Annotated in this window: 20 protein-coding genes; 7 read left to right on the top strand and 13 right to left on the bottom strand. The window is 67.8% G+C overall.

All coding sequences use genetic code 11. The features are described 5' to 3' along the window. Positions 1 to 14 precede the first annotated feature (14 nt). The 9 genes from leuB to CYFUS_RS33915 all read right to left on the bottom strand — a co-directional run bounded on the left by leuB (position 15) and on the right by CYFUS_RS33915 (position 10,035). A complete protein-coding gene (gene leuB / locus CYFUS_RS33950) occupies positions 15 to 1,085 on the bottom strand; it encodes a 3-isopropylmalate dehydrogenase (protein ID WP_095989002.1) in 1,071 nt (356 codons plus the stop codon). Beyond that, entirely contained in the window at positions 1,082 to 1,657 is a 576-nt protein-coding gene (gene leuD, locus CYFUS_RS33945) for a 3-isopropylmalate dehydratase small subunit (protein WP_095989001.1), read from the bottom strand. The genes leuB and leuD overlap by 4 nt, the downstream gene beginning before the upstream one ends. A gap of 5 nt (positions 1,658 to 1,662) precedes the next feature. Beyond that, positions 1,663 to 3,093, bottom strand: a complete 1,431-nt coding sequence (gene leuC, locus CYFUS_RS33940; protein WP_095989000.1) for a 3-isopropylmalate dehydratase large subunit — start codon at positions 3,091 to 3,093, stop codon at positions 1,663 to 1,665. 1 nt (position 3,094) lies between these two features. Then, the gene (locus tag CYFUS_RS33935; RefSeq protein ID WP_095988999.1) at positions 3,095 to 4,675 is read right to left on the bottom strand and encodes a 2-isopropylmalate synthase; all 1,581 of its coding nucleotides are present in this window, start codon (positions 4,673 to 4,675) and stop codon (positions 3,095 to 3,097) included. Positions 4,676 to 4,706: 31 nt separating this feature from the next. Further along, on the bottom strand, positions 4,707 to 5,627 hold the full coding sequence (locus tag CYFUS_RS33930; RefSeq protein ID WP_095988998.1) for a branched-chain amino acid transaminase: 921 nt from the start codon (positions 5,625 to 5,627) through the stop codon (positions 4,707 to 4,709). A gap of 88 nt (positions 5,628 to 5,715) precedes the next feature. Continuing rightward, positions 5,716 to 6,255, bottom strand: coding sequence for an acetolactate synthase small subunit (ilvN, locus tag CYFUS_RS33925; protein ID WP_095988997.1), 540 nt, complete (start codon positions 6,253 to 6,255; stop codon positions 5,716 to 5,718). A gap of 12 nt (positions 6,256 to 6,267) precedes the next feature. Continuing rightward, positions 6,268 to 8,094, bottom strand: a complete 1,827-nt coding sequence (gene ilvB / locus CYFUS_RS33920; RefSeq protein ID WP_095988996.1) for a biosynthetic-type acetolactate synthase large subunit — start codon at positions 8,092 to 8,094, stop codon at positions 6,268 to 6,270. Positions 8,095 to 8,201: 107 nt separating this feature from the next. Then, a complete protein-coding gene (locus CYFUS_RS51120; RefSeq protein ID WP_155893167.1) occupies positions 8,202 to 8,354 on the bottom strand; it encodes a hypothetical protein in 153 nt (50 codons plus the stop codon). A 214-nt stretch (positions 8,355 to 8,568) separates the two neighbouring features. Next, positions 8,569 to 10,035, bottom strand: a complete 1,467-nt coding sequence (locus tag CYFUS_RS33915; protein ID WP_095988995.1) for a PLP-dependent aminotransferase family protein — start codon at positions 10,033 to 10,035, stop codon at positions 8,569 to 8,571. Positions 10,036 to 10,162: 127 nt separating this feature from the next. On the opposite strand from CYFUS_RS33915, the gene CYFUS_RS33910 reads away from it, so the two are divergent. The 3 genes from CYFUS_RS33910 (at position 10,163) to CYFUS_RS33900 (ending at position 12,069) form a co-directional block, all read left to right on the top strand. Then, on the top strand, positions 10,163 to 10,666 hold the full coding sequence (locus tag CYFUS_RS33910) for a cupin domain-containing protein (RefSeq protein WP_095988994.1): 504 nt from the start codon (positions 10,163 to 10,165) through the stop codon (positions 10,664 to 10,666). Positions 10,667 to 10,668: 2 nt separating this feature from the next. After that, the gene (locus CYFUS_RS33905; protein WP_095988993.1) at positions 10,669 to 11,571 is read left to right on the top strand and encodes a dihydrodipicolinate synthase family protein; all 903 of its coding nucleotides are present in this window, start codon (positions 10,669 to 10,671) and stop codon (positions 11,569 to 11,571) included. Positions 11,572 to 11,760: 189 nt separating this feature from the next. Next, the gene (locus tag CYFUS_RS33900) at positions 11,761 to 12,069 is read left to right on the top strand and encodes a hypothetical protein (RefSeq protein WP_095988992.1); all 309 of its coding nucleotides are present in this window, start codon (positions 11,761 to 11,763) and stop codon (positions 12,067 to 12,069) included. Positions 12,070 to 12,389: 320 nt separating this feature from the next. On the opposite strand, the gene CYFUS_RS33895 is transcribed toward CYFUS_RS33900, so the two are convergent. Together CYFUS_RS33895 and CYFUS_RS33890 are read right to left on the bottom strand one after the other, a co-directional pair. Continuing rightward, positions 12,390 to 13,481, bottom strand: coding sequence for an alpha/beta hydrolase (locus CYFUS_RS33895; protein WP_095992394.1), 1,092 nt, complete (start codon positions 13,479 to 13,481; stop codon positions 12,390 to 12,392). Between the two features lie 106 nt (positions 13,482 to 13,587). After that, entirely contained in the window at positions 13,588 to 14,832 is a 1,245-nt protein-coding gene (locus CYFUS_RS33890) for an MFS transporter (RefSeq protein WP_095988991.1), read from the bottom strand. Between the two features lie 244 nt (positions 14,833 to 15,076). Between CYFUS_RS33890 and CYFUS_RS33885 the strand changes: the two genes are divergently transcribed. Continuing rightward, positions 15,077 to 15,982, top strand: coding sequence for a LysR family transcriptional regulator (locus tag CYFUS_RS33885; RefSeq protein WP_095988990.1), 906 nt, complete (start codon positions 15,077 to 15,079; stop codon positions 15,980 to 15,982). Between the two features lie 280 nt (positions 15,983 to 16,262). Here CYFUS_RS33885 and CYFUS_RS33880 read toward each other — a convergent pair whose 3' ends face one another. After that, positions 16,263 to 16,487, bottom strand: coding sequence for a hypothetical protein (locus tag CYFUS_RS33880; protein ID WP_157758813.1), 225 nt, complete (start codon positions 16,485 to 16,487; stop codon positions 16,263 to 16,265). Between the two features lie 40 nt (positions 16,488 to 16,527). On the opposite strand from CYFUS_RS33880, the gene CYFUS_RS51925 reads away from it, so the two are divergent. From CYFUS_RS51925 to CYFUS_RS33865, 3 genes are all read left to right on the top strand, one after another. Further along, positions 16,528 to 18,030 carry a hypothetical protein gene (locus tag CYFUS_RS51925; RefSeq protein WP_198316235.1) on the top strand — a complete coding sequence of 501 codons (1,503 nt, stop codon included), beginning with the start codon at positions 16,528 to 16,530 and terminating at the stop codon, positions 18,028 to 18,030. A 31-nt stretch (positions 18,031 to 18,061) separates the two neighbouring features. Next, positions 18,062 to 19,138, top strand: coding sequence for a peptidylprolyl isomerase (locus CYFUS_RS33870; RefSeq protein ID WP_095988988.1), 1,077 nt, complete (start codon positions 18,062 to 18,064; stop codon positions 19,136 to 19,138). 112 nt (positions 19,139 to 19,250) lie between these two features. Then, complete coding sequence (locus CYFUS_RS33865) at positions 19,251 to 20,600, top strand: carbohydrate-binding protein (RefSeq protein ID WP_157758812.1); 1,350 nt, start codon at positions 19,251 to 19,253, stop codon at positions 20,598 to 20,600. A gap of 54 nt (positions 20,601 to 20,654) precedes the next feature. Here CYFUS_RS33865 and CYFUS_RS33860 read toward each other — a convergent pair whose 3' ends face one another. Beyond that, on the bottom strand, positions 20,655 to 22,073 hold the full coding sequence (locus CYFUS_RS33860; protein WP_095988986.1) for a DcaP family trimeric outer membrane transporter: 1,419 nt from the start codon (positions 22,071 to 22,073) through the stop codon (positions 20,655 to 20,657). Between the last annotated feature and the right edge of the window lie 39 nt (positions 22,074 to 22,112).

The following is a 22,112-nucleotide window of genomic DNA, read 5'->3' as shown; positions in this document are numbered from 1 at the left end:
GGTGCTCGCGGGTGCTAGCGCGCGGGCCCGCCGAGCCGGTCGAGCACGGCCCGGCCAGCCTCCTGGGTTGCCACGGGCCGGGTGCCCGGAGGAACGAGATCGGCGGTGAGGACACCGGCCTCGAGCGAGGAGGCCACCGCGCTCTCCACGGCACGAGCCTCCTGCTCGAGCCCGAGCGAGTGGCGCAGCAGCATGGCCACGCTCAGCAGCGTCCCGTAGGGGTTGGCCACTCCGCGGCCGGCGATGTCCGGAGCGGAGCCGTGAATGGGCTCGTAGAGCCCGCGCCGGTTCGCCCCCATCGAGGCCGAGGGCAGCATGCCGATGGAACCCGAGAGCATGGCCGCCTCGTCCGTGAGGATGTCGCCGAACATGTTCTCCGTGACGATGACGTCGAAGTCCGCGGGGCGTTTGATGAGGTGCATGGCACAGGCGTCCACCAGCATGTGCTTCAGCTCGATGTCCGGGAACTCCTCGCGGATGACCCGCTCGGTCACCGCGCGCCACAGCCGCGAGGTCTCCAGCACGTTGGCCTTGTCCACCGAGGTGAGCCTCTTGCGGCGTGTCCTCGCGAGGGAGGCGGCGGCGCGAACCACCCGCACCACCTCGTCCACCGTGTAGACACAGGCATCGAAGGCGCGATCCTCCTCGCGGCGCTTCTCGCCGAAGTAGATTCCACCCGTGAGCTCGCGCACCACCAGCAGGTCCACTCCGCGCAGCACCTCGGGCTTGAGCGTGGAGGTGTCATGGAGCGCGGGGAGGGGAGCCACGGGTCGCAGGTTGGCGTAGAGGCCCAGCTCCTTGCGCAACGCGAGCAGCCCCTGCTCCGGACGCACCTTCGCGGGCGGATCCCACTTCGGCCCTCCCACGGCGCCCAGCAGCACCGCATCCGCCCGCTGGCAGAGGGCGAGCGTCTCCGGAGGCAGCGGCGCGCCGGTGAGGTCGATGGCCACGCCTCCCATGGGCGCCTCCACCAGCTCGAAGGAGTGGCCGAAGCGCTCCGCCACCGCCTTCAACAGGCGGGTCCCCTGTGCCACCACCTCGGGTCCGATGCCATCTCCCGGCAGAACCGCGATGAGCGCCTTCATGGACGGGCCTCCTCGAAGCGGGTGATGGCCTCTTGCTGGCCGAGCAGGAATCCCAGCTCGTCCACTCCGTTCATCAGGCAGTAGCGGGCGAATGGATCCAGCGGGAAGGTCGCCTCCGTTCCATCCGCGAGTCGCACCGTGCGGTGCTCCAGATCGATGGTGACCTCCGCGCCCGGAGCAGCCAGCAGGCGGCCGTGGAACCCGGCGTCCACCCGCACCGGCAGCAGACCGTTCTTGACCGCGTTGTTGGAGAAGATGTCCGCGATGGAGGAGCTGATGACCGCGCGGAAGCCCCAGTCCACCAGGGCCCACGGGGCGTGCTCGCGCGAGGAGCCGCAGCCGAAGTTGTCACCCGCGACCAGCACCCGGGCGCCCCGGGCCTCCGGCTGCTCGAGGATGAAGTCCGGCCGGGGGCTGCCGTCGGGCTGGTAACGCCAGTCCGCGAAGAGCCAGCGGCCCAGGCCGGTGCGGTGGGTGATCTTCAGGAAGCGGGCGGGGATGATCTGATCGGTGTCGATGTTCTGGCGCGCCAGGACGACGGTGCGCGAGCGCAGTGTGCGGAACGGTTCCATGGGCTTCACCTCAAGAGTTCGCGGGGATCGGTGACCTGGCCGGTGACGGCGGCGGCGGCGGCGGTCAGGGGACTGGCCAGGAAGGTCCGGCTTCCCTTGCCCTGCCGCCCCTCGAAGTTGCGATTGCTGGTGCTCACCACGTACTGACCGGGCCTGGCCTGATCCCCGTTCATGGCGATGCACATCGAGCAGCCGGGCTCCCGCCATTCCGCGCCCGCGTCGCGGAAGATGTCGTGCAGCCCCTCGGATTCCGCCGCCCGTTTGATCTCCTGGGAGCCGGGCACCACGAGCGTGCGCACGCGGGAGTCCACCTTGCGCCCACGCAGGACATGGGCCGCGGCACGCAGGTCCGACAGCCGCGAGTTGGTGCAACTGCCGATGAACACCACGTCGATGGGCTGGCCGATCAGGCGTTGTCCCGGCGTCAGCCCCATGTAGCGCAGCGCGCGCTCCAGCGAGTCGCGGGCGCTCGCATCCGTCAGTTGGTGGGGAGCGGGCACGGTACCGGTGACGGGAATACCCATGCCGGGGTGGGTCCCGTACGTGAGCATCGGCTCGAGCGCGTCGGCATCCAGCGTCACCGCCGCGTCATGGGTGGCGCCAGGGTCCGACGGGAGCGTGCGCCAGTGAGCCACTGCCCTGTCCCAAGCCTCTCCCCGGGGAGCGCGCGGGCGGCGGGCGAGGTACTCGAAGGTGGTGTCGTCCGGGGCGATGAGACCCGCGCGCGCGCCGGCCTCGATGGACATGTTGCACACCGTCATCCGCTCCTCCATGGAGAGGCTGCGGATGGCGCTTCCCGTGTACTCGATGACGTGTCCCGTGCCACCTCCCACCCCGACCTTGGAGATGATGCCCAGGATGATGTCCTTGGCGCTCACGCCAGGGCGGAGGCGGCCCTCCACGCGAACCTCCATCGTCTTCGGCCGGCGCTGCAGCAGGCACTGGGTGGCCAGGACATGCCCCACCTCGCTGGTGCCGATGCCGAAGGCCAGCGCGCCGAAGGCCCCGTGCGTGCTGGTGTGGCTGTCGCCACACACGATGGTGGAGCCGGGCAGCGTCAGGCCAAGCTCGGGCCCGATGACGTGGACGATGCCCTGCCGCTCGGTGCCCAGCGCGTGCAACTCCACGCCGAACTCGCGGCAATTGTCCTCGAGCTGGGAGAGCTGCGCCGCCGCCTCCGCGTCCGCCACGGGGAAGCGCCCTCGTGCATCCCGCGGGAGGGTCGGGGTGGAGTGATCCATGGTGGCGACGGTCCGCTCGGGCCGCCGCACGCGCAGACCCCGCTCGCGCAGCAGGCTGAAGGCCTGGGGGGAGGTCACCTCGTGCACCAGGTGGAGATCCACGTAGAGGATCGCGGGGGTCTCGGCCGTCTCCGGCTGGACGAGGTGGGACTCCCAGATCTTCTGGAACAGGTTTCGGGGTCCAGGAGGGTTCATGTCACGCGCTCACTTCCATGGAGGGGACGTCGTGGCTGGAAACGGGGAGGGGGGTCGCGGTGTTGGCCGCCCGGTTGAGGGCCTCGAGCAGGGCCCGGGCGCTCGCGACGATGATGTCGGTGCTCACGGCCCGGCCGCGGAAGCGGCGGGTACCTGATTCCACCTCCAGGTCGACATGCCCCTGGGCATCCTCGCCGTCGGTGACGCTCGTCACCTGGTAGCGGCACAGGCGGACCTGCTGGCCGGTGATGCGCTCGACGGCCTTGAAGACGGCGTCCACGGGCCCATCGCCGCACGCGGCATCGCGGACCCGGCGCCCATCGGAGTGCTCGAGGCAGACGGTGGCCGAGGGAACGGTTCCCACTCCGGAGACACAGCTGAGCGTCTCCAGCTTCCAGGCCGGCTGCTCCCGAGGGCCGATGAACCCCTGGACGAGTGCCTCCAGGTCCGCGTCGAAGACCTCCTTCTTGTGGTCCGCCAACTGCTTGAACTCCTCGAACAGCTTGTCGATCTGCGGGCCGTCGAGCTGGTAGCCGAGCTCCTTTACCCGCTGGCGCAGCACGTGGCGGCCGCTGTGCTTGCCCAGCACGAGGCTGTTGCCGGTGAAGCCCACGTCCTCGGCACGCATGATCTCGTAGGTGCCCCGGTGCATCAGCACTCCGTGCTGATGGATGCCCGCCTCGTGGGCGAAGGCGTTCTGTCCCACCACCGCCTTGTTGCGCTGGACCTGCAGGCCCGTGACGTTGGAGAGCAACCGGCTGGTGGGGTAGAGGCGCTCGGTGCGGATGGCGGTCCGCACCCCGAAGAAGTCATGGCGCGTGCGCAGGGCCATCACCACTTCCTCCAGGGCACAGTTGCCCGCCCGCTCGCCGATGCCATTGATGGTGCACTCCACCTGCCGCGCGCCTTCCACCACCGCGGCCAGACTGTTGGCCACCGCCAGCCCGAGGTCGTTGTGGCAGTGGACGCTCAGCACGACGCGCTCGATGCCGCGCACGTGGCGCCGCAGGTACGCGATGAGGGAGGAGAACTGGGCGGGCATCGTGTAGCCCACCGTGTCCGGAATGTTGATCGTGGTGGCTCCGGCCTCGATGACGCGCTCCACCACCTCGGCGAGGAACTCGGGCTCGGTGCGCCCCGCGTCCTCGGCGGAGAACTGCACGTCCTCGAAGCGCTCGCGCGCGTAACGCACGGACTCCACGGCGCGCCGGAGGACCTCCTCCTGGTTCATCTTCAGCTTGAACTCGCGGTGGAGCGGACTGGTGGCGAGGAAGACGTGGAGGCGCCGGCGCTCGGCCTCGCGAAGGGCTTCCCACGTGCGGTCGATGTCCTCCCGGTTGGCACGGGCCAGGGCGCACAGCGTGGGGCCCTCGACCCGCCCGGCCACGGTGGAGACGGCCTCGAAGTCCCCTTGCGAAGCGACCGGAAATCCAAGCTCGATGATGTCCACGCCGAGGTCCCGAAGCGCGAGTGCCACCTGTAGCTTCTGCGCCACGTTCATGCTGGCGCCGGGCGACTGCTCGCCGTCGCGCAGGGTGGTGTCGAAGATGATGACGCGCTCCTTCGTGCTCTCCGTACTCATCCGTTCGCCTCTTCTCCTGTTCTGGGGACCACTACTTGCCGGGTACGTAGGTCAACCACTCCGCGGCGCGGGGCAGCTCGCCACGGACGGCCGCGTGATAGGCCTGTTGAATCTTCTGGGTGGTGGGGCCGGTGCGGCCGTTTCCGATGGTGCGGAAGTCGATCTCCCGCAGGCCGATGACCTCGGCGGCCGTTCCGGTGACGAAGACCTCGTCGGCCGTGTAGAGCTGATCGCGAGAGATGGGCTGGGCGCTGACCTCCAGGCCCATCTCCCGAGCCAGGATCATCACCGTGTCCCGGGTGATGCCCTCGAGGATCTGCCCCTCGGGCGGCGTCATCACCCGGTTGCCCCGGACGATGAAGATGTTCTCGCCGGTGCACTCGGCCACCATGCCCTGCGTGTCCAGCATGATCGCCTCGTCGAACCCCAGGCGGACCGACTCCGTCTTGGCGAGCACCGAGTTGGGGTAGTTCCCCGCGACCTTCGACTTGGTCATCACCACGTTGGGGTGGTGCCGGGTGAACGAGGAGACGTTGGCGCGCACGCCCTTCTCAGCGGCCTCCGCACCGAGGTAGGCGTTCCAGGACCACACGGCGATGCCCACGTGCGCCTGGCCGTTGTCGATGTTGAGGTTCCACCCACCGCCACCGAGGTAGAGGAGCGGGCGGATGTAGCATTCCTCATGGCCATTGGCCCGGACCGTCTCCTGGCAGGCCTCGATGAGCTGTCCCACGCTGAAGGGCAGCTCGCGCCAGCCGAGGATCGTCGCGGACCTGTGGAGCCGCTCGATGTGCTCGCGAAGACGGAAGATCGCGGGCCCCTTCGCCGTCCGGTAGCAGCGGATGCCCTCGAACACCGCCATGCCGTAGTGCGTGGCGGGCGTGAGGAAATTCATCTGCGCCTCGGCGGCGGCCACCAGCTTCCCGTTCGTCCAGATGTACTTGCAATCCATGCGTGCTGCCTCTTTGGGTAATACGAGGGGTTCTTCCTCACGCCTCGAGAGCGGAGGGAGCTACTGAGTTGCCAATGACAGGGTTCGCCTAGGCCGCCTGCTCCGGGGGCGCCGCATCCAGCACGCCCGCGAGGGGAGAGCGGGCGCCCCGCTCCATCGCGACGGCGCCGGTGCGCACCAGCTCGATGATTCCGGCGGGGCGTAGCACCTCGATGAGCCCGTCGATCTTGTCCGGCGTTCCGGTGAGCTCCACCACCAGCGCCGAGGGCGTCACGTCGATGGCGCGCGCGCGGAACACGTCGCAGACCTGGAGGAGCTGCGAGCGGGTCTCCTCGGTGGCTTTCACCTTGAGGAGGGCCAGCTCGCGAACCAGCGGGCCCTGGTGCGTGACGTCCTCCACGTAGAGGACGTTGATGAGCTTGTAGAGATTGGCTTCGAGCAGACGCGCCTCGCGCTCATCCACCACCACCACCAGGGTGATGCGCGAGATGGCGGGGCGCTCGGTGCGTGCCACCGTGAGCGAGTCGATGTTGTAGGCGCGGCGCCTGAAGAGCGAGATGACACGGTTGAGGACGCCAGGGCGATCCTCGACGTGAACGATGAAGGTCCGTTGATGGGATGGGCTCATGGCATTGGCTCCTCAGACGGCCCCGCTGTTCCACGGAGAGATCGCGCAGACCTCGCTGTCGTCCTGGGGACGGCGGATCATCTCGTCGAGGTCCGCGCCCGAGGGAACCATGGGGTAGACGCTGTCCTCCTGCTCCACCCTGAAGTCGATGACGGTGGTGCATGCACTGGCGCGCGCCTGGGCCACCGCCTCCGGAATCTGCTCCCGCCGGGTAACGCGCAGGCCGTTCAATCCGTGCGCCTCGGCGAGCTTCACGAAGTCCGGGTTCAGCAAGGGGGTGGCGGTGTAGCGGTTCTCATAGAAGAACTGCTGCAACTGCCGCACCATGCCGAGATAGCCATTGTTGATGATGGCCACGTGGAGCTTGATGCCTTCCTGGGCACAGGTCGACAGCTCGGCCGCCGACATCTGGAAGCCCCCGTCGCCCACCACCACCCAGACCTCCTCGCCTGGCTGGGCGAGGTGTGCGCCCATCGCGGCGGGCAGGGCGAAGCCCATGGTCCCCAGTCCCCCGGAGGTGATGAGTTGCCGCGGGCGCTCATGCCGGTAGTACTGGGCCTCCCACATCTGATGCTGACCCACGTCGGTGACCATGAGGGCCTTGCCCCGGGTCAGCCACCACAGGTCATGGATGACGTGCGCCGCGTGGAGCCTGCCGTTGTGCGGCATGTACTGGATGTCTCGCGCCGCCGAGCTGCTCTTGAGGGACTGGATGTGCTGTACCCAGGGGGTGCAGGTGCGCTGCGCGACGCGGGGAATCAGGTCCGTGAGCGTCCGGCGCAACTCCCCCGCCAGCGCGACGTCCACCTGGACGTTCTTGTTGAGCTCGGAGGGGTCGATCTCGACGTGGATCTTCCGCGCCTTGCGCGCATACGTCTTCAGGTTGCCGGTCACCCGGTCGTCGAAGCGCATGCCCAGGGCAATGAGGAGATCGGACTCCTGGATGGCGGTGTTGACCCAGGCCTCTCCGTGCATGCCCATCATCCCGAGGCTGAGCGGGTGCATCGCCGGAAAGCCGCCCAGGCCGAGCAGCGTGCTGGCCACCGGAATGCCCGTCTTCTCCACCAGCTCCATCAGCTGCGCCGAGGCCTCGGCCTTGATGATGCCGTGACCGGCGAAGATGAGCGGCCGCTCGGCCGCGGCGATGAGCTCGGCGGCGCGAGTCAGGTCCTCCGCTGATGGGTGGTGCGCGGGGCGATGGCCGGGCAGCCGCACGGGCCGGGGCCGGGACTCGATGGAGGCGGTGGCCTGCTGCGCATCCTTGGTGATGTCCACGAGCACGGGCCCGGGACGGCCCGAGCGCGCGATGAAGAAGGCTTCCCGGAGGGTGGGCGCGATGTCCTCGGCTCGTGTCACCAGATAGTTGTGCTTGGTGATGGGGAGGGTGACGCCCGTGATGTCGAGCTCCTGGAAGGCGTCACTGCCCAACAGCGTGGAGGAGACCTGTCCGGTGATACAGACGAGGGGGGTGGAATCCAGCATCGCGGTGGCGATTCCCGTCACCAGATTGGTGGCCCCGGGACCCGAGGTGGCCAGACACACCCCGACCTTTCCCGAGGCGCGTGCATAGCCATCCGCCATGTGGGCCGCCCCCTGCTCATGGCGCACGAGAACGTGGCGGATGGGGCGCTGATGCAAGGCATTGTAGATGGGCATGATGGCCCCGCCTGGATAGCCAAAGACGACGTCGACTCCCTCGCTGGCGAGGACATCCCAGACGATTTCGGCTCCGGTTTTCTTGGCCGTGCTCCTGGCGTATTCCGGAGCGGAGTCGCCCGGGGAATCACCTTGCCCCGTGGGCGCCTGCTCTCTCTTGGGGCTTGTGCCAGCTGTCGTCATTGCGTCTCCACTGCGAACCACGAGGGTTGAGGACGCCGAAAAACGAGAAGCCCCGCCTCCGTTTCCGGGGGCGGGGCTTCTCGTTCAGGCCTGGATGCTCTCCAGTGTCAGAACGGTGGCCCGGCCCCCTGCGCAAGAAGCAGCGCAAGCAGCAGCACGGCTACCAGGACGACTACGAGCACCTCCACGACGAGCGAACGCACGCCACGGTTCGTCGCCGGGCGGAGGGTCAGCTCGAGGGTGGAGAGGGCGTTCGTCATGGTTCGTTCAGTCAGAGGGCCACGAGCATGCACCCAAACGGCCCCCAAAGGCAAATCAAAAAAGAACTGGTCCACTTTCCGTCACATCCATCGCCGTGGAATGACTTTTGATTTCTCAATCGAAAAACCTGCCCGGCCTGCGTGGCCACGGGTCAGGAGCCTGTCTCATACCGTGAGAAAGCGCGTCGTGGGAGTCGCCAACACCACGAGGCCCTCAGCGGGCGCGTGCGAGCCGGCGCACCGCCTCGCGCAGCTCCGTGGGGTTGAGCGAGGCGAAGCCCAGGCGGAACGCCTCCGGCCCTTGTCCCTCCAGCGCGAAGGAATGGCCGGCCGTCACGTGCACTCCCTCCGCACGCGCCCGCTCGGCCCACCCGCCCGCTTCGCGCCCCTCCCGGATGCGCACCCACAGGGCCAGCCCGCCAGCCGGCACCTCGAAGTCCACGTGATCCTCCAGGGCTCCGTGCAGGGCCTCCGCGAGCGCGTCCCGGCGCGCCAGGTACTCGCGGCGTGCGCGCCGGGCATGGCGTTGCAACTCCCCCTCCTCCAGCAACTCGGCCACGGCGCGCTCGAGAGGGGCATCTCCCTGGCGGTCCACCACCGCGCGCAGGGCGGCCAGTTGCCGCACCACGGGCGCGGGCGCGACGACGTAGCCGAGGCGCAACCCCGGAGCCATGATCTTGGAGAGCGAGCCCACGTAGACGACGCTCCCCGAGCGGTCCGCACTCGCCAGGGGAAGCACGGGGCGGCCCTCGTAGTGGAACTCGTGGTCGTAATCGTCCTCGACGACGGCCACCCCGGACTCCGCGGCCAGGCGCAGCAGCTCCAGCCGGCGCGCGACGGTGAGCGTGACGGTGGTGGGGTACTGGTGGTGCGGGGTGACGAAGACGGCCCGCACGGGCCCCTGGGCGAGCAGCGTCCGCAGGGCATCCACGCGCAAGCCCTCGCCATCCACCGGGAGCCCCACCAGCCGGGCGCCGGCGAGCCTCAGTGCGTCCCAGGCTGGCCGATAGCCGAGCGCTTCCACGGCGATGACGTCCCCGGGGCGCACCAGGGCCTGGGCCACGAGGAAGAGGGCCATCTGGCTGCCCCGGGTGACGAGCACATCGTCCTCGCCCGCGGCGAGGCCGCGCGTCTCACTCAGCATGCGGGCCAGAGAGCCGCGCAGGAGTGGCTCGCCGCGCGCATCCCCCGCCCCGAGCGTCGTCCGGGCGCGTCCCGTGAGCACCCGGCGGAAGGCGCGTGCCAGGGCCAGGGAGGGGGCGAGTCGCACGTCCGGGGTTCCGTCATTGAAGATCAGCACTCCCCGCGCGGCGGATGCCGCCACGTCCTCTCGTACGCCCCGTGGCGTCTCGAGTGGGAAGGCGGGCTGCTGCGGCATCCGCTGCCTCGGTGAGCTGCCAAACCCCTTGGGCGTCTTCACCGGCAGGGTGGTGGAGATGAAGGTGCCGCGCGAGGGCTCCGCTGCGGCCCACCCCTGCTGGATGAGCTCGCGGTACGCCGCATCCACGGTGTTGCGGTGGATGCCGAGCCGCTGCGCCATGGCGCGCGTCCCCGGCAGCGCGTCCCCTGGCGACAGGCGCCCTCGCTCGACGTCGCGCACGATGGCGCGCGAGAGCTGCACGAAGAGGGGGACGTTGGACGCCGGGTCGACCTCGAGGTTCATCTTCCAGGAGCGGAGCACCGGCCCAGTCTACTTCGACGAACCGGCACTTTCTGGGGTGCCGGTCGTTTTCTTATGTATTGCCCGTGCCCGCCCCCCGGAGAGGAACTCCTCCGGACACAACCGCGGCGGGCCCTTGGGAGACGCCATGAACCAGACCGCTGAAACGAAGAAGAAGTACGAGTCCGCCGACTTCGACAAGACACCGCCCCGCCCGCGCGTCGTCATGCCGGAGCGGCTGGCCCACCCGAATGTCGAGGATGCCGGCCGCAACGAGGGCTATTCGAAGGAGCGCAAGCACCCCGTCTTCTTCGTGGACCTGCCCTCGCACGCCATCAGCATGACGATTGGTTGGCTGGAGCCCGGCCAGTCCTCCAACAAGCACCGCCACACCTACGAGACCATCCTCTACGTGCTGGAGGGCGAGGGGTACTCCGAGATCCAGGGCAAGCGCATCCACTGGAAGCAGGGTGACGCCGTCTACATCCCCGTGTGGGCGTGGCACAACCACGTCAACACGCACCCGACGGGCCGCGCGCGCTACCTCGCCTGCGAGAACGCCCCCATGCTGCAGAACATGGGCGGCGTGGCGCTGCGCGAGGAAGTGGGTGAGAAGGGCCAGTCCCTGCTGCGCAACGACGAGGAGGGATGACCATGAGCCGCAACGTTCCCATGCGCGGTATCATCGGCTACACCATCACCCCCTTCCGGGCGGAGGGAGGCGTGGACCTCGACACCCTCCGGCTGCTCACCGAGCAGATGGCGGCCTCTGGTGTACACGCCATCGCCCCGCTCGGCAGCACGGGCAGCCTGCCCTACCTGGATGATGGGGAGCGCGAGGCCGTCACCGAGTCCACCTTGAAGGCCGTGCGTGGCCGGGTGCCCGTCATGGTGGGGGTCTCGAGCCTCACCACCGAGCGCACCGTGCACCACGCGCGCTTCGCCGAGAAGGCGGGCGCGGCGGCGGTGATGATCATCCCGATGAGCTACTGGAAGCTCTCCGAGGAGGAAATCCTCCGGCACTTCGACCGGGTGGCGAGCGCCATCTCCATTCCCATCATGGCCTACAACAACCCGGCCACGGGTGGGCTGGACATGACGCCCGAGTTCCTCGCGCGGTTGCTGGAGATTCCCAACGTCACCATGGTGAAGGAGAGCACCGGCGACGTGGGCCGCATGCACCGGCTGCGTCAGGTGGCGGGCGAGGACGTGGCCTTCTACAACGGCTCCAACCCGCTCGCCCTGGCCGCCTTCGCCGCCGGAGCGCGAGGCTGGTGCACGGCGGCACCCGCTCTCATTCCGGAGCTCAACCTGCGGCTCTTCCATGAGGTGGTGGAGAAGGGTGACCTCGGCGCGGCCCGGCGCGTCTTCCAGAAACAGTTGCCACTGCTGCAATTCATCGTGAAGGGCGGCCTGCCCCGCACCATCGCCGCGGGGCTGGAACTGCGCGGCACCCGGGTGGGAGCACTGCGTGCCCCGCTCCTGCCGCTGTCCGAGACGGAGCGGGAGGTGTTGCGGCGCATCCTCAACACGCTCGACGCCCACGGCCCGGAGTGACGGCCACCGGCTAGCGCTTCTCGACGGGCGTGAGGAGCTGCTCTCGCGCTCACTGCAAGGTCCCCTGCGGGCCCGCGTGGATGTTGCATGTTCGACAATTGTGGCCAAGACGTGGATTACTGCTCTGTTCACTCCTGGTAGGACTTCACCACCTTTCCGTTCTGGAAAGGGACATGGGGGATATCAACAATGAAGAACATGTTGACGAAGCTGTTCCTGGTCTCGGGCATGGCGCTGGTGGTGGGCTGCGGCGGTTCCATGGAGGCCGACGAGCAGACGGACGCGACGGTGCCCGCTGGCGAAATGTCCGCAGGCGAAACGTCTGACGTCTCGCAGCAGGCCCTGCCGGTGTGCGGGAGCGGGCTGGACTGCCGTGGCTACTCTGTCTCCGGCTCCTATACCTGTGTCCAGACGCCCACCTCCACGAGGGCCGTGTACTGCTGTCCCAGTGGCCAGCGCGTGTATCACAACGACGCGGGTGCTGAGTGGTGCGCCTGAGCCTCCCGGCGCGGACGCGCCCCTGAAGGTGAGTCTCGAAGGACAGCCGGCCGGGCGAGCAGGTGGGGCGCCCGGCTGGTTTTTGAGCGAAGGGTGCGGAGTTGCCTATTCCAGTATCGAGCGCGAGGAGCGCGGATCGAACTACGGCTATAGGACGAAAGTGGGTAGCGAAGTCGACCCAGATGGGGTGTCAGCTCCGGGTCGTGATGATCTTCGGGTCCTCGCGTTCCTCGGCGCGAACGTCGCCAGGGGCTGCCATTACAACTCCACGCATGGGCGGCTTCTCCTTGTTCCGTGTGCTTTCCCTGGCGATGCCTGGGTCACTTCAGATTGTTCCGGAAGAACGTGGTCAACTTGTCAAAGGGAATGAGGTTGACACGATCGTAGAGATCCACGTGACCAGCGCCAGGCACGATGACCAGTTCCTTGGGGTCACCGGCAAGCCGGTAGGCCTCGTCACTGAACTCTCTGGAATGAGCGTTCTCGCCCGCGATGAAGAGCATCGGCCGAGGAGAGATCGTCTCGATGTCCGTGAACGGGTAGAAGTTCATGAACCTGGTGTTGCTGCTGAGCGTCGGATGCGTCGTGGTATTCGGGCTATGACCCCGCGAAGTGCGGTAGAAGTCGTAGAACTCACGATCAATCGCAGTTGACTGGTCACTCAATTCTTCGGGCGTCCCGCTCGTATATCTGGTTTCACCACCCGCGAACTCCACATCGCGCTGCAGCGCTGCCTCCTCGATGAACTTCTTTCTCTGCTCGAGGGTCACCGAATGCCTGAGCCCGTTGCGGTTGGCAGCGCCCATGTCGTACATGCTGACTGTTGCGATGGCCTTGATGCGCGGATCGATCTTGGCCGCACTGATGACGAAGCTCCCGCTGCCGCAAATTCCGAGGGCGCCAATCCGCTCCCTGTCGACAAACGGCTGGGTGCGCAGGAAGTCCACCGCGGCGTTGAAGTCCTCGGCATAGATGTCCGGCGCAACCGCATTGCGGGGTTGGCCTTCACTCTCGCCCCAAAAAGACAGGTCCAAGGACAGGGTGACGAATCCCTGCTCCGCCATCTTCGTGGCGTACAGGTTCGCGCTCTGCTCCTTGACCGCCCCCATGGGATGTCCGACGACGATCGCCGGATTCTTCGCGCCGCGATCCAGGTCCTTGGGAACGAACAGGTTCCCTACGACATTCATCTTGTATTGGTTCTTGAAGACGACCTTCTGAACGGTGACCCTGTCGCTCGTGTAGAAGTTGTCCGCACCGTGGGTCGTGTCCCCAGGCGGGAGGCCCGGCGTTGGACTCGCCACCGATGCCGAGGGCGATGCGCAGGCCACCAGTGCGGAGAATGAACTGAGCAGAAGTGCATCGAGCAAGGAACGTCGGTGGGTCGCGAGGGGCAGCTTCATTTTCTTCATCGTCTTCATCCTTGTGGGGGTGAGGTTCAAGTGGTACCGCCCGGCTCCGCCGGGGGCTACGCGTCGAACGTGAACGGGCCGTTCAGCGCTCGTTGACGGTGGGCCTTCACGCCTTCCTCCAGGAGGCGCTCTTCAGCGACGCCATGTGGACCTCGGCATCGCCAACGCAGGCATCCCTCGACGCCCGGATGGCCAGGAGGGCCGCTGCTCCGAGCAGTGCGGCGCTCACCACGAACGTGCTCTGGTAGCCGCTCCGGTCGAACAGCAGCCCCCCGAGCGAGGCGCCAACCGTGATGGCGAGCTGAATGGCCGCGACCATGAGGCCGCCGCCAGCCTCCGCGTCGCGCGGCAGCGTGCGGCTGAGCCACGTCCACCACGCGACCGGCGCCGCCGTGCCGATGAGCCCCCACCCCACGAGGAGGACGGCCGTTGCCGCGAGGGACCGGCCGAAGACGACGAGCGCGACCGCGATGACGGCCATGGCCACCGGCGCGGCGATGAGCACCGCGGACAGCCGCCTGGCCACGAGGAACCCGATGAGATACGTGCCCAGGAGCCCCGCGGTGCCCATCCCCAACAGGACCAGCGAGAGGGTGGACACCCCGACCCGCGTGACCGTCTCCAGGAAGGGACGCAGGTACGTGAAGAGGGCGAACTGGCCCATGAAGAAGAGCGTGACCGCCAGGATGCCCCACAGCGCCTTGGGGCGTCGAAGGAGGGCGAACGTGCTCGGAGGCGGAGCGGCGCGCTCCGTGGGCATGGGGGGCAAGGTGAAGAACTGCCACACGAGGGTGATGGCCGCGAGAGGAACGACCGCGAAGAACGCACCACGCCACCCGATGTACTGGCCCAGGAAGCTGCCGAGCGGCGCCGCGATGGTGGTGGCCAGCGCGTTGCCACCGTTCAGCACGGCGAGCGCACGCGGCACGTCGCCCTCGGGGACCAGCCGCATGACGGTGGCCGCCGACAACGACCAGAAGCCGCCGATGACGATGCCGATGAGTGCACGGCCCAGCATGAGCACGGTGAAGCTCGGCGCCAGGGCGGTCACGAGGCCCGAAGCCAGCATCACGCCGGTGAGGCCGAGGAGCAGCTTCCGGCGGTCGACGGACCTGGCCGCGGACGCGATGAAGAGGCTCGTCAGCACGGCGAAGAGGCCGGACACGGCAATCGCCTGGCCGGCGCGGCCTTCGCTCAGGTGGAGGTCCGACGCGATGGGCGTCAGGAGGCTCACCGGCATGAACTCGGACGCGACGAGCGTCGAGACGCACAGGGTGAGCGCGAATACGGCGCCCCATGACGCGGAGCGCGGGGCCGGCGCCACGGGCGCGCCGGCGAGTGGGATGGACATGATTCTCTCTCAGGTTGTGTCGAGAGCCTTGCGGGGTGGGCAAGTGCCCTGCGCGTCGTGCTCGCTGGAGCAGCAGGGCACGGTGAAAGGATTACGCGGCGCGCCCTTCGGGCACCAGACGGCGAGGAGCGAACGGGCCGTTAAGCAGGGGTTGATGGTGGCCCGGCTATTTGCCGAAAGTGGCCATACTCGTGCGCAGGGCCGTCACGGCACTCCCGACCGGCACTTCGGAGGAATCACCGCAATGAAGACGGTCCTCTTCCAGCAGCTCCACGTGTTCCTTGCCGTCGCGCGTCTCCAGAGCTTCCGGGGGGCGGCGCGCGAGCTCGGCGTCTCCACGGCCGCCGTGAGCCAGTCGGTGCGGCAGCTGGAGGAGCAGCTGAGCGTGGTCCTGCTCAACCGCACCTCGCGCAGCGTGGCCCTGACGGACGCGGGGCGGCGGCTGGTGGAGGAGGCCGGTCCAGGTCTTGCCCAAGCCGCTGCCGCCCTCCACGGGGCCGCGGCCCAGCCCGGGGAGGCCGTCGGACGGCTGAAGCTGTCCGTGCCACGAGCGGCGGTGCCCCTCCTCATCGCGCCCGTGCTGCCAGCATTCCGGGCGCGGTACCCCCGCGTGGAGGTGGACGTCGTCGTCGAACAGCGCCTCGTCGACATCGTCGCGGAGGGCTACGACGCCGGCGTGCGCCTGAGCGAGACCATCGAGCGCGACATGGTGCAGGTGCGCCTGACGGACGCCTTCCGCTTCGTGGTGGTGGGTGCACCGGCCTACCTCGAGAAGCACGGCCACCCAGCGCGCCCCGAGGACCTGCTCCGGCACGAATGCATCGTCCTGCGCTCACAGACGACCGGGACTCCCTATGCCTGGGAGCTGGAGCGCGGAAGCAGGACCTGGCGCGTCCCGGTGCACGGCGGTGTCGCCACCAACGACGAGATGACCGGCGTGGCGCTCGCCGCCGAAGGGGTGGGGCTGGCGTACACCCTGGAGCCAGCCATCCAGGAGCATCTGCATTCCGGACGCCTCGTGCGGGTGCTGGAGGACTACGCGCCCACCGTGCCTGGCTTCTTCCTCTACTACCCCAGCCGCGCCCAGCGCTCGCAGCCTCTGCGCCTCTTCATCGAGGCAGCCAAGGAGCTGGCCTGGCGCTCGCGCTGACGTCCCCCAGCGTCCTCACTCCAGGTGAAGGGCATGTCCAGGGACTGGCGGTACAGCAAGGCTCCCGTCGCGGTGTCCCAAAGCCAGACTTCGCCGGTCGGGTCGATCCGCTCGCGGTGCAGCCAGGTAAGCGGGACACCTCGTTTTCTCATGAGTTGGCAAAAGCCTTGCATGTGAGACAGCAACTTCCCGAGGTGGGACACGATAATCCTTAATCCTTTGTTTCCCGATACCAGGAGGACGTATTTTCCTGGTCATCCGAGCGAAATCGCTCTCGCCCTCAGGTTGCTCCCATGCCCGTTCGTGCTCCCACTTCTCGGCCCCCCCAGCTGCCGCCCAGGCCCACGACGACGGCGGGGAAGCCGACCACCCCCGCGTCCGCGAAGCCAACGGCGAACAAGCCGGGCACCTCCGAGACCACGAAGCCGACGGGAGGAGCCTCGACGAAGCCCACGGGCACGGCGGCACAGGCGGCTTCCAGTGGGAAACCGACCGTGGCAAGCACCCAGGCCGCTCAAAGCAAGCCGAGCCGCCTGGATAGTGCGATGGAAAAGCCCACCACCAACTCGGCGCAAGTGGCCCAGGCCCTGAGCGGCTCCGGAGGCACGAGCGGAACGGTGCATCCCTCGACCGTTCATGGGAGCTTCCAGCATGCCCTCGCGCAGGCCCAGGAGGCGGATAAGCCCCCTGCCACGGCCCAGGGCGCCTCCACGGTGAAGCCTCCCGAGACCACGGCGAAGCCGCCTACCACGGCCCAGGGCGCCCCCACGGCGAAGCCTCCCGAGACCACGGCGAAGCCGCCTACCACGGCCCAGGGCGCCCCCACGGCGAAGCCTCCCGAGACCACGGCGAAGCCTCCCGAGACCACGGCGAAGCCGCCTACCACGGCCCAGGGCGCCCCCACGGCGAAGCCTCCCGAGACCACGGCGAAGCCTCCCGAGACCACGGCGAAGCCGCCTACCACGGCCCAGGGCGCCCCCACGGCGAAGCCTCCCGAGACCACGACGAAGCCTCCCGAGACCACGGCGAAGCCTCCCGAGACCACGGCGAAGCCGCCTACCACGGCCCAGGGCGCCCCCACGGCGAAGCCTCCCGAGACCACGGCGAAGCCTCCCGAGACCACGACGAAGCCTCCCGAGACCACGGCGAAGCCGCCTACCACGGCCCAGGGCGCCCCTACGGCGAAGCCTCCTGAGACCACGGGGAAGCCGCCTACCACGGCCCAGGGCGCCCCTACGGCGAAGCCTCCCGAGACCACAGGGAAGCCTCCTGAGACCACGGGGAAGCCGCCTACCACGGCCCAGGGCGCCCCCACGGCGAAGCCTCCCGAGACCACGGGGAAGCCCCCTGCCACGGCCCATGCCACCTCCACGGGGAAGCCCAGCACTCTGGCGAACCTGAACCAGCTCGCCACGAGCGCGCTGAACGGCCTGAGCCACGCGGCCAACTTCGCCGATATGGCGGTCCAAGGGACCCATCTCGCCTCCAGTCTGATGGGGAGCGTGAACCATCTCGCCTCGATCCTGACGGGCGGCGGTTCGACGCATGCGTCGCATGCGTCGCACGGTTTCGAGGGGACGCACCAAACCCCGGGCTACGGACACCACAGCGCGGTGGAGCACGGGGCGACCCATGCCGCGTCCCATTCACATCCGACGAATCTGGCTCACTCGGCTTCCTCCGCCTTCGAGGCGGGTCATGCGCTGCTCGGCAACGCGAGCATGCTGGCGGGTCTCCTCCAGGGCGGCAGTGGTGCCCTGGCGAAGGCGGCCGGGCGTTTCGCTCCGGGCCTCAACATCGTCATGGCGGGCATGGACGCCGCCAATGCCGCGAAGACCTTCATGAGCCCCAACGCGACCCTGGGTCAGAAGCTCAACTCGGGCATCACCGCCATGGGCTCCATCGCCGCCGCCACCAACATCCCCGTCTTGTCGCAGGCCGGAGCCACCGCCGCCGCCATCAGTAGCATGGCGGCTCCCCTCGTGGAGAAGTTCTCGGGTTCGGTCGGGGGTTCGTCCCATGGCCACAGTCCGCGCGTCGGCGGTTGAGCGGTAGCCTCCCGCCTCGAAAAGAGCCTTCATGGACCCGAACCAGAAATCCGCTCTGCCCACCAAGAAGCCCTTCGCGTTTCCAATGTCCATGTCGCTGGCGCGAAAGGCCGAGAAGGGCGGTTCGGTGGAGCTGCCTCCGGTGACCGCGCCTTCCCTGGAGGGCCTCTCCGTCACCGTGCCCGCCCCGGAGCCCATCACCGCCCAGCAGATCCAGGAGCGCTTCCAGGAACTGGCACGTGCGTACGCCACCGAGCGCATGCGTTCGCGCACCGAGCCCATTGCCTGGGGCGATGAGGTGCTGGTCAACATCGTGGGGTATTCGAACGGCCGCCTCATTCCCTTCAGCGTGCGCGCCGATGCCTGGATTCCGCTGGCGCCCTCCCCCCTGCTGCCTGGCCTGTACGAGGAGCTGGTGGGGCACCTGCCGGGGGAGAACGTGCTGGTGAACATCACCCTGGGCGAGGACTACCCCGTCGAGGCGCTGCGCGGTCAGCTCGCGCGCTTCGCCGTCCAGCTCCAGGCCGCGCGCGAGGTGAAGTACCCGGATCCGTCGAGCCCGGAGTTCCTCAGGGCCTTTGGTCGGGGGAACACGGTGGAGGCGGCGACGCGTGCCGTGTTGAAGGAGTTGGAGGAGGTGACCGTGCGGTTGCTGCAACTCCGGGCGCAGGAGATGGTGCTCGATGAGGTGGCCGCCCGCACGAAGGTGGACATCCCCGAGGCGCTCGTCGACGAGGAGGTCCGCCGCCGCTGGGGCTCGAGCGAGGGCCGCGCCGTGACCGACCTCAAGTTCACCGTGAAGCAGCAGGAGGAGTCGCTGCAGACGTGGCTGAGTGACGAGCCCACCCGGGCCGCGGCCCGGCAGCGGCTGCGCATCGGCCTGGCGCTGAGCGCCATCTGCGCGCGCGACGGCGTCACCCTCACTCCGGCCAAGGTGCAAGAGGTCATCCAGGCCGAGGCCACCGCCCTTGGGGTTTCGCTGGAGCAGGCCACCGCCGCCCTGCGCGAGGATCCGCAGCAGTACGCCCACATCGATCAGGTGGCCTGGCATCTGATGGCGGTCGGGTACGTCATGAGCAAGGCCCAGGTGCGCTTCGCGGGCGCCTGAGACTCGGGACGCCGGGCGGGGCGCTTGCCTACAACGCCGTGCTCCATCAGGACGGCCACACCACCGTCTTCGGCACACGTCTCGGCAATGCAGCCCATGAGGTGAGCGAATCATGTCCAAACGCGCAGAAGCGATGATGACCTTGGTTTTTCTCGTCGGAGGGATCGTCGGCTTCACGCCGACGGAGACGAGAGCGGCGGGAGCGAATCTCACCGTCAATCCCGGCTTCGAACAGAACCTGAGCGGATGGACGAACTGGGGAGGCGTGAGCGTCGTCACGAGTCCGGTAGGCGGCGGCGCGAAAGCCGCCCGGATGGGACCCGGCGAAAGCGGCGCTGGCCAGATCGTCGAAGGCGTTGGTCCGAACGGAAACTACGTCTTGAGCGGAAGTGGAGCGGTCAGCCACGGCAACGAAATCGCGATCATCGGCGTCGATCTGATGGACGCGAACGGCGCGAAACTGCCGAACGGCAAGTTCGAACTCCGCTTCGACGGAGGCAGTTACACGAAGAAGTCGCTCGCCTTCACGACCGTTCCCGGCACCGCGAAGATCCAGATTTATATCTACAAGAATCCGAACGTCGGCGGGTATGCCTATACCGACGATATCTCCTTGTCGTCCGTATTGAACGACCTGCCCAACGGCGTGAAGGCAATGTGGGTATGGGATCTGGCGGATACAGCCACCGCCGCGAAGCGCGGCGAGATGATCAGCTTCAGCCTGACGAAGGGCGTCAATCTGCTGTATCTCTACACGGGGAACGCCCTGGTCACCTATCCGGACCGCTATCGCGCGTTGATCGCGCTCGCTCATGCGAACGGCATCCGCGTCGAAGCGCTCGACGGTCAATCCGACTGGGTGCGCAGTGCGAATCATGGCTACCCGCTCGAACGCATCCGGCAGGTGATGAGCTATAACGACGCTTCGGCGGCGAATGAGCGGTTCGACGGCATTCATCACGACAACGAGCCGCATACGCTGCCAGACTGGGAAACGAACAAGCAGTCACTCGGCTCCGATTATGTCGATCTGGCGCGCAAGTCCGTCGGGCTGCTGCGCAGTGGCGGTTCGCCGATGACCTACTCGGGCGACATCCCGTTCTGGTACGAGACGGTGACGATCACCTACGTCGGCACAGCCAAGGAGTTGTACAAACATATCCTGGACGCCATGGATTATGTCACGCTCATGGACTATCGCGATTACGCGGAAGGCGTGGACGGCATCATCCAGAACGGCGCCAACGAAATCGCCTACGGCAGGACTCTCGGCAAGAAGGTGGTGCTCGGCGTGGAGACATACGACGTGCCCGGCGATCCGGAATACGTCACCTTCTATCAGGAAGGCGAAGCCTTCATGAACGCGGAGTTGGCGAAGGTGAACGCTTATTACGCGGCTTCGCCCGGTTACGCGGGATACGCCGTGCATTACTACACCACTTACAAGGCCATGCTGCCTTGACCGAGGCGAGGGCGGCGGGTCGAGCGGCCCGCCGCCGAGGCCGGCACCTGTCGCTCAGTTGATGTAGTACCGGGCCAGGAAGTTCAGGCGCGTCATATAGCCCTTCTCCCCGGCGAGCGTCTGGCGTTCGGCCAGGCTCGCCTCGAGTCCCAGGTCGACGTTCTTCATCGGCGTGAAGATGGGGCCGAAGTTGGCCTGATGGACGAAGCGGTTGATGCCGAAGCGGCCACTGTCGAGCCCCGTCGACACGGCGAGCTCGGTGAAATCATCGTCGAAGTGGCGCGCCATGCCGTAGACCACGTTGAAGCGCAGCCAGTCGGTGGGCTTGAACTGGTAGCCGACGAGGAAGCCGATGGCCTTCTCGAGCCGGATCCGATTGGCTTCCGTCTCGTAGAGGGCGCCCTCGGAGTAGTTGAGGTAGCGCCCCACGCCCTTACCCCCTGTCACGCCGAAGGTGAAGATGTCGCTGCCGCGCACCTTCACGAGCCCGCTGACCGCGGCGCCCCAGCCGCGCCGGATCGCGTTCACCTCCTCGCCATCCTTGACGCGCAGCTCCTGCGTCACGGCGCGCGCGCTCAGCGCACCCCACTGGAAGCTCTTGTCCCAGCGCACGATGAAGTCGGGCATGCGAGACAGGCTCGAGGCCATCACGGCGCCCTCCTCGTCGAGCACATAGCTCGACGAGTTCTCGAGCGCGGCGGTGAAGGTGCCCAACGACTGGGTGACGTAGGCGTAGCGGATCTGCGGTTGGCGGATGATGGTCGCGCCCACGGGGCCGTTGAAGTCCACGGTCTCGGGGTAGTTGTCGATGTCCATGAAGGTGGACCAGGTCTGACCGATGAGCAGTCCGCCGAACTGGCCGTACGCATGACGCAGGCGGAAGCCGTAGCTGCTCGTCAGCTGCTGCGTGATGACGTTCCGGGGTGAGCCGTACTGCGCGGTGTCGCCGGTGCGCGGCTCGTTGTTGAAGTCACCTTCGACCTTCACCTCGAGGACGCCAAAGCGGGTGGGCATGCCCGCCTGGAGCCCCACCCGGGACGTGCGGGCGTGGACGAAGTCGCGGTTCTTGCGGTTCCCCCCGGGCGTGCCCTCGAGCGGCACGTACGGGGAGAACGTCGCGTAGTCGATGTCGGAGTTGTCGCCCTGGAAGTCGTGAATCCAGTTCAGCTCCGCCCAGCCGTAGAACCGCATCGAGATGTCCGTGCCGGGCACGCGGAAGGAGCCGGGGATGTCACCCGAGACGACCGCGTCCTCTTGTTTCACCTCGATGGCGTCGAGCCGCTCCTCCGAGGTGGTCTCGGGCCGTGCCGCCTTGAGGGCGTCCAACTCCTCGCGAAGCCGCTTCAGCTCCTCGCGCAGTGCCTCGACGTCCGATGGCCGCGGCTCTTGCTGTGCCTGCTCGGCGGCTGGGGCGGCGGAGCCCAACAGCAGGACCGCGGTGGAGAACCCTCCGAACGTCCGACGCATCCTCATGTCTTTCATCTCCTCGGAGCCAATACGACCGCGCTGTCC

Source organism: Cystobacter fuscus (assembly GCF_002305875.1).
Taxonomy (GTDB): Bacteria; Myxococcota; Myxococcia; order Myxococcales; family Myxococcaceae; genus Cystobacter; species Cystobacter fuscus_A.
The sequence above is the reverse complement of the archived record's forward strand: the minus strand, read 5'-3'. Positions and strand labels throughout refer to the sequence as shown.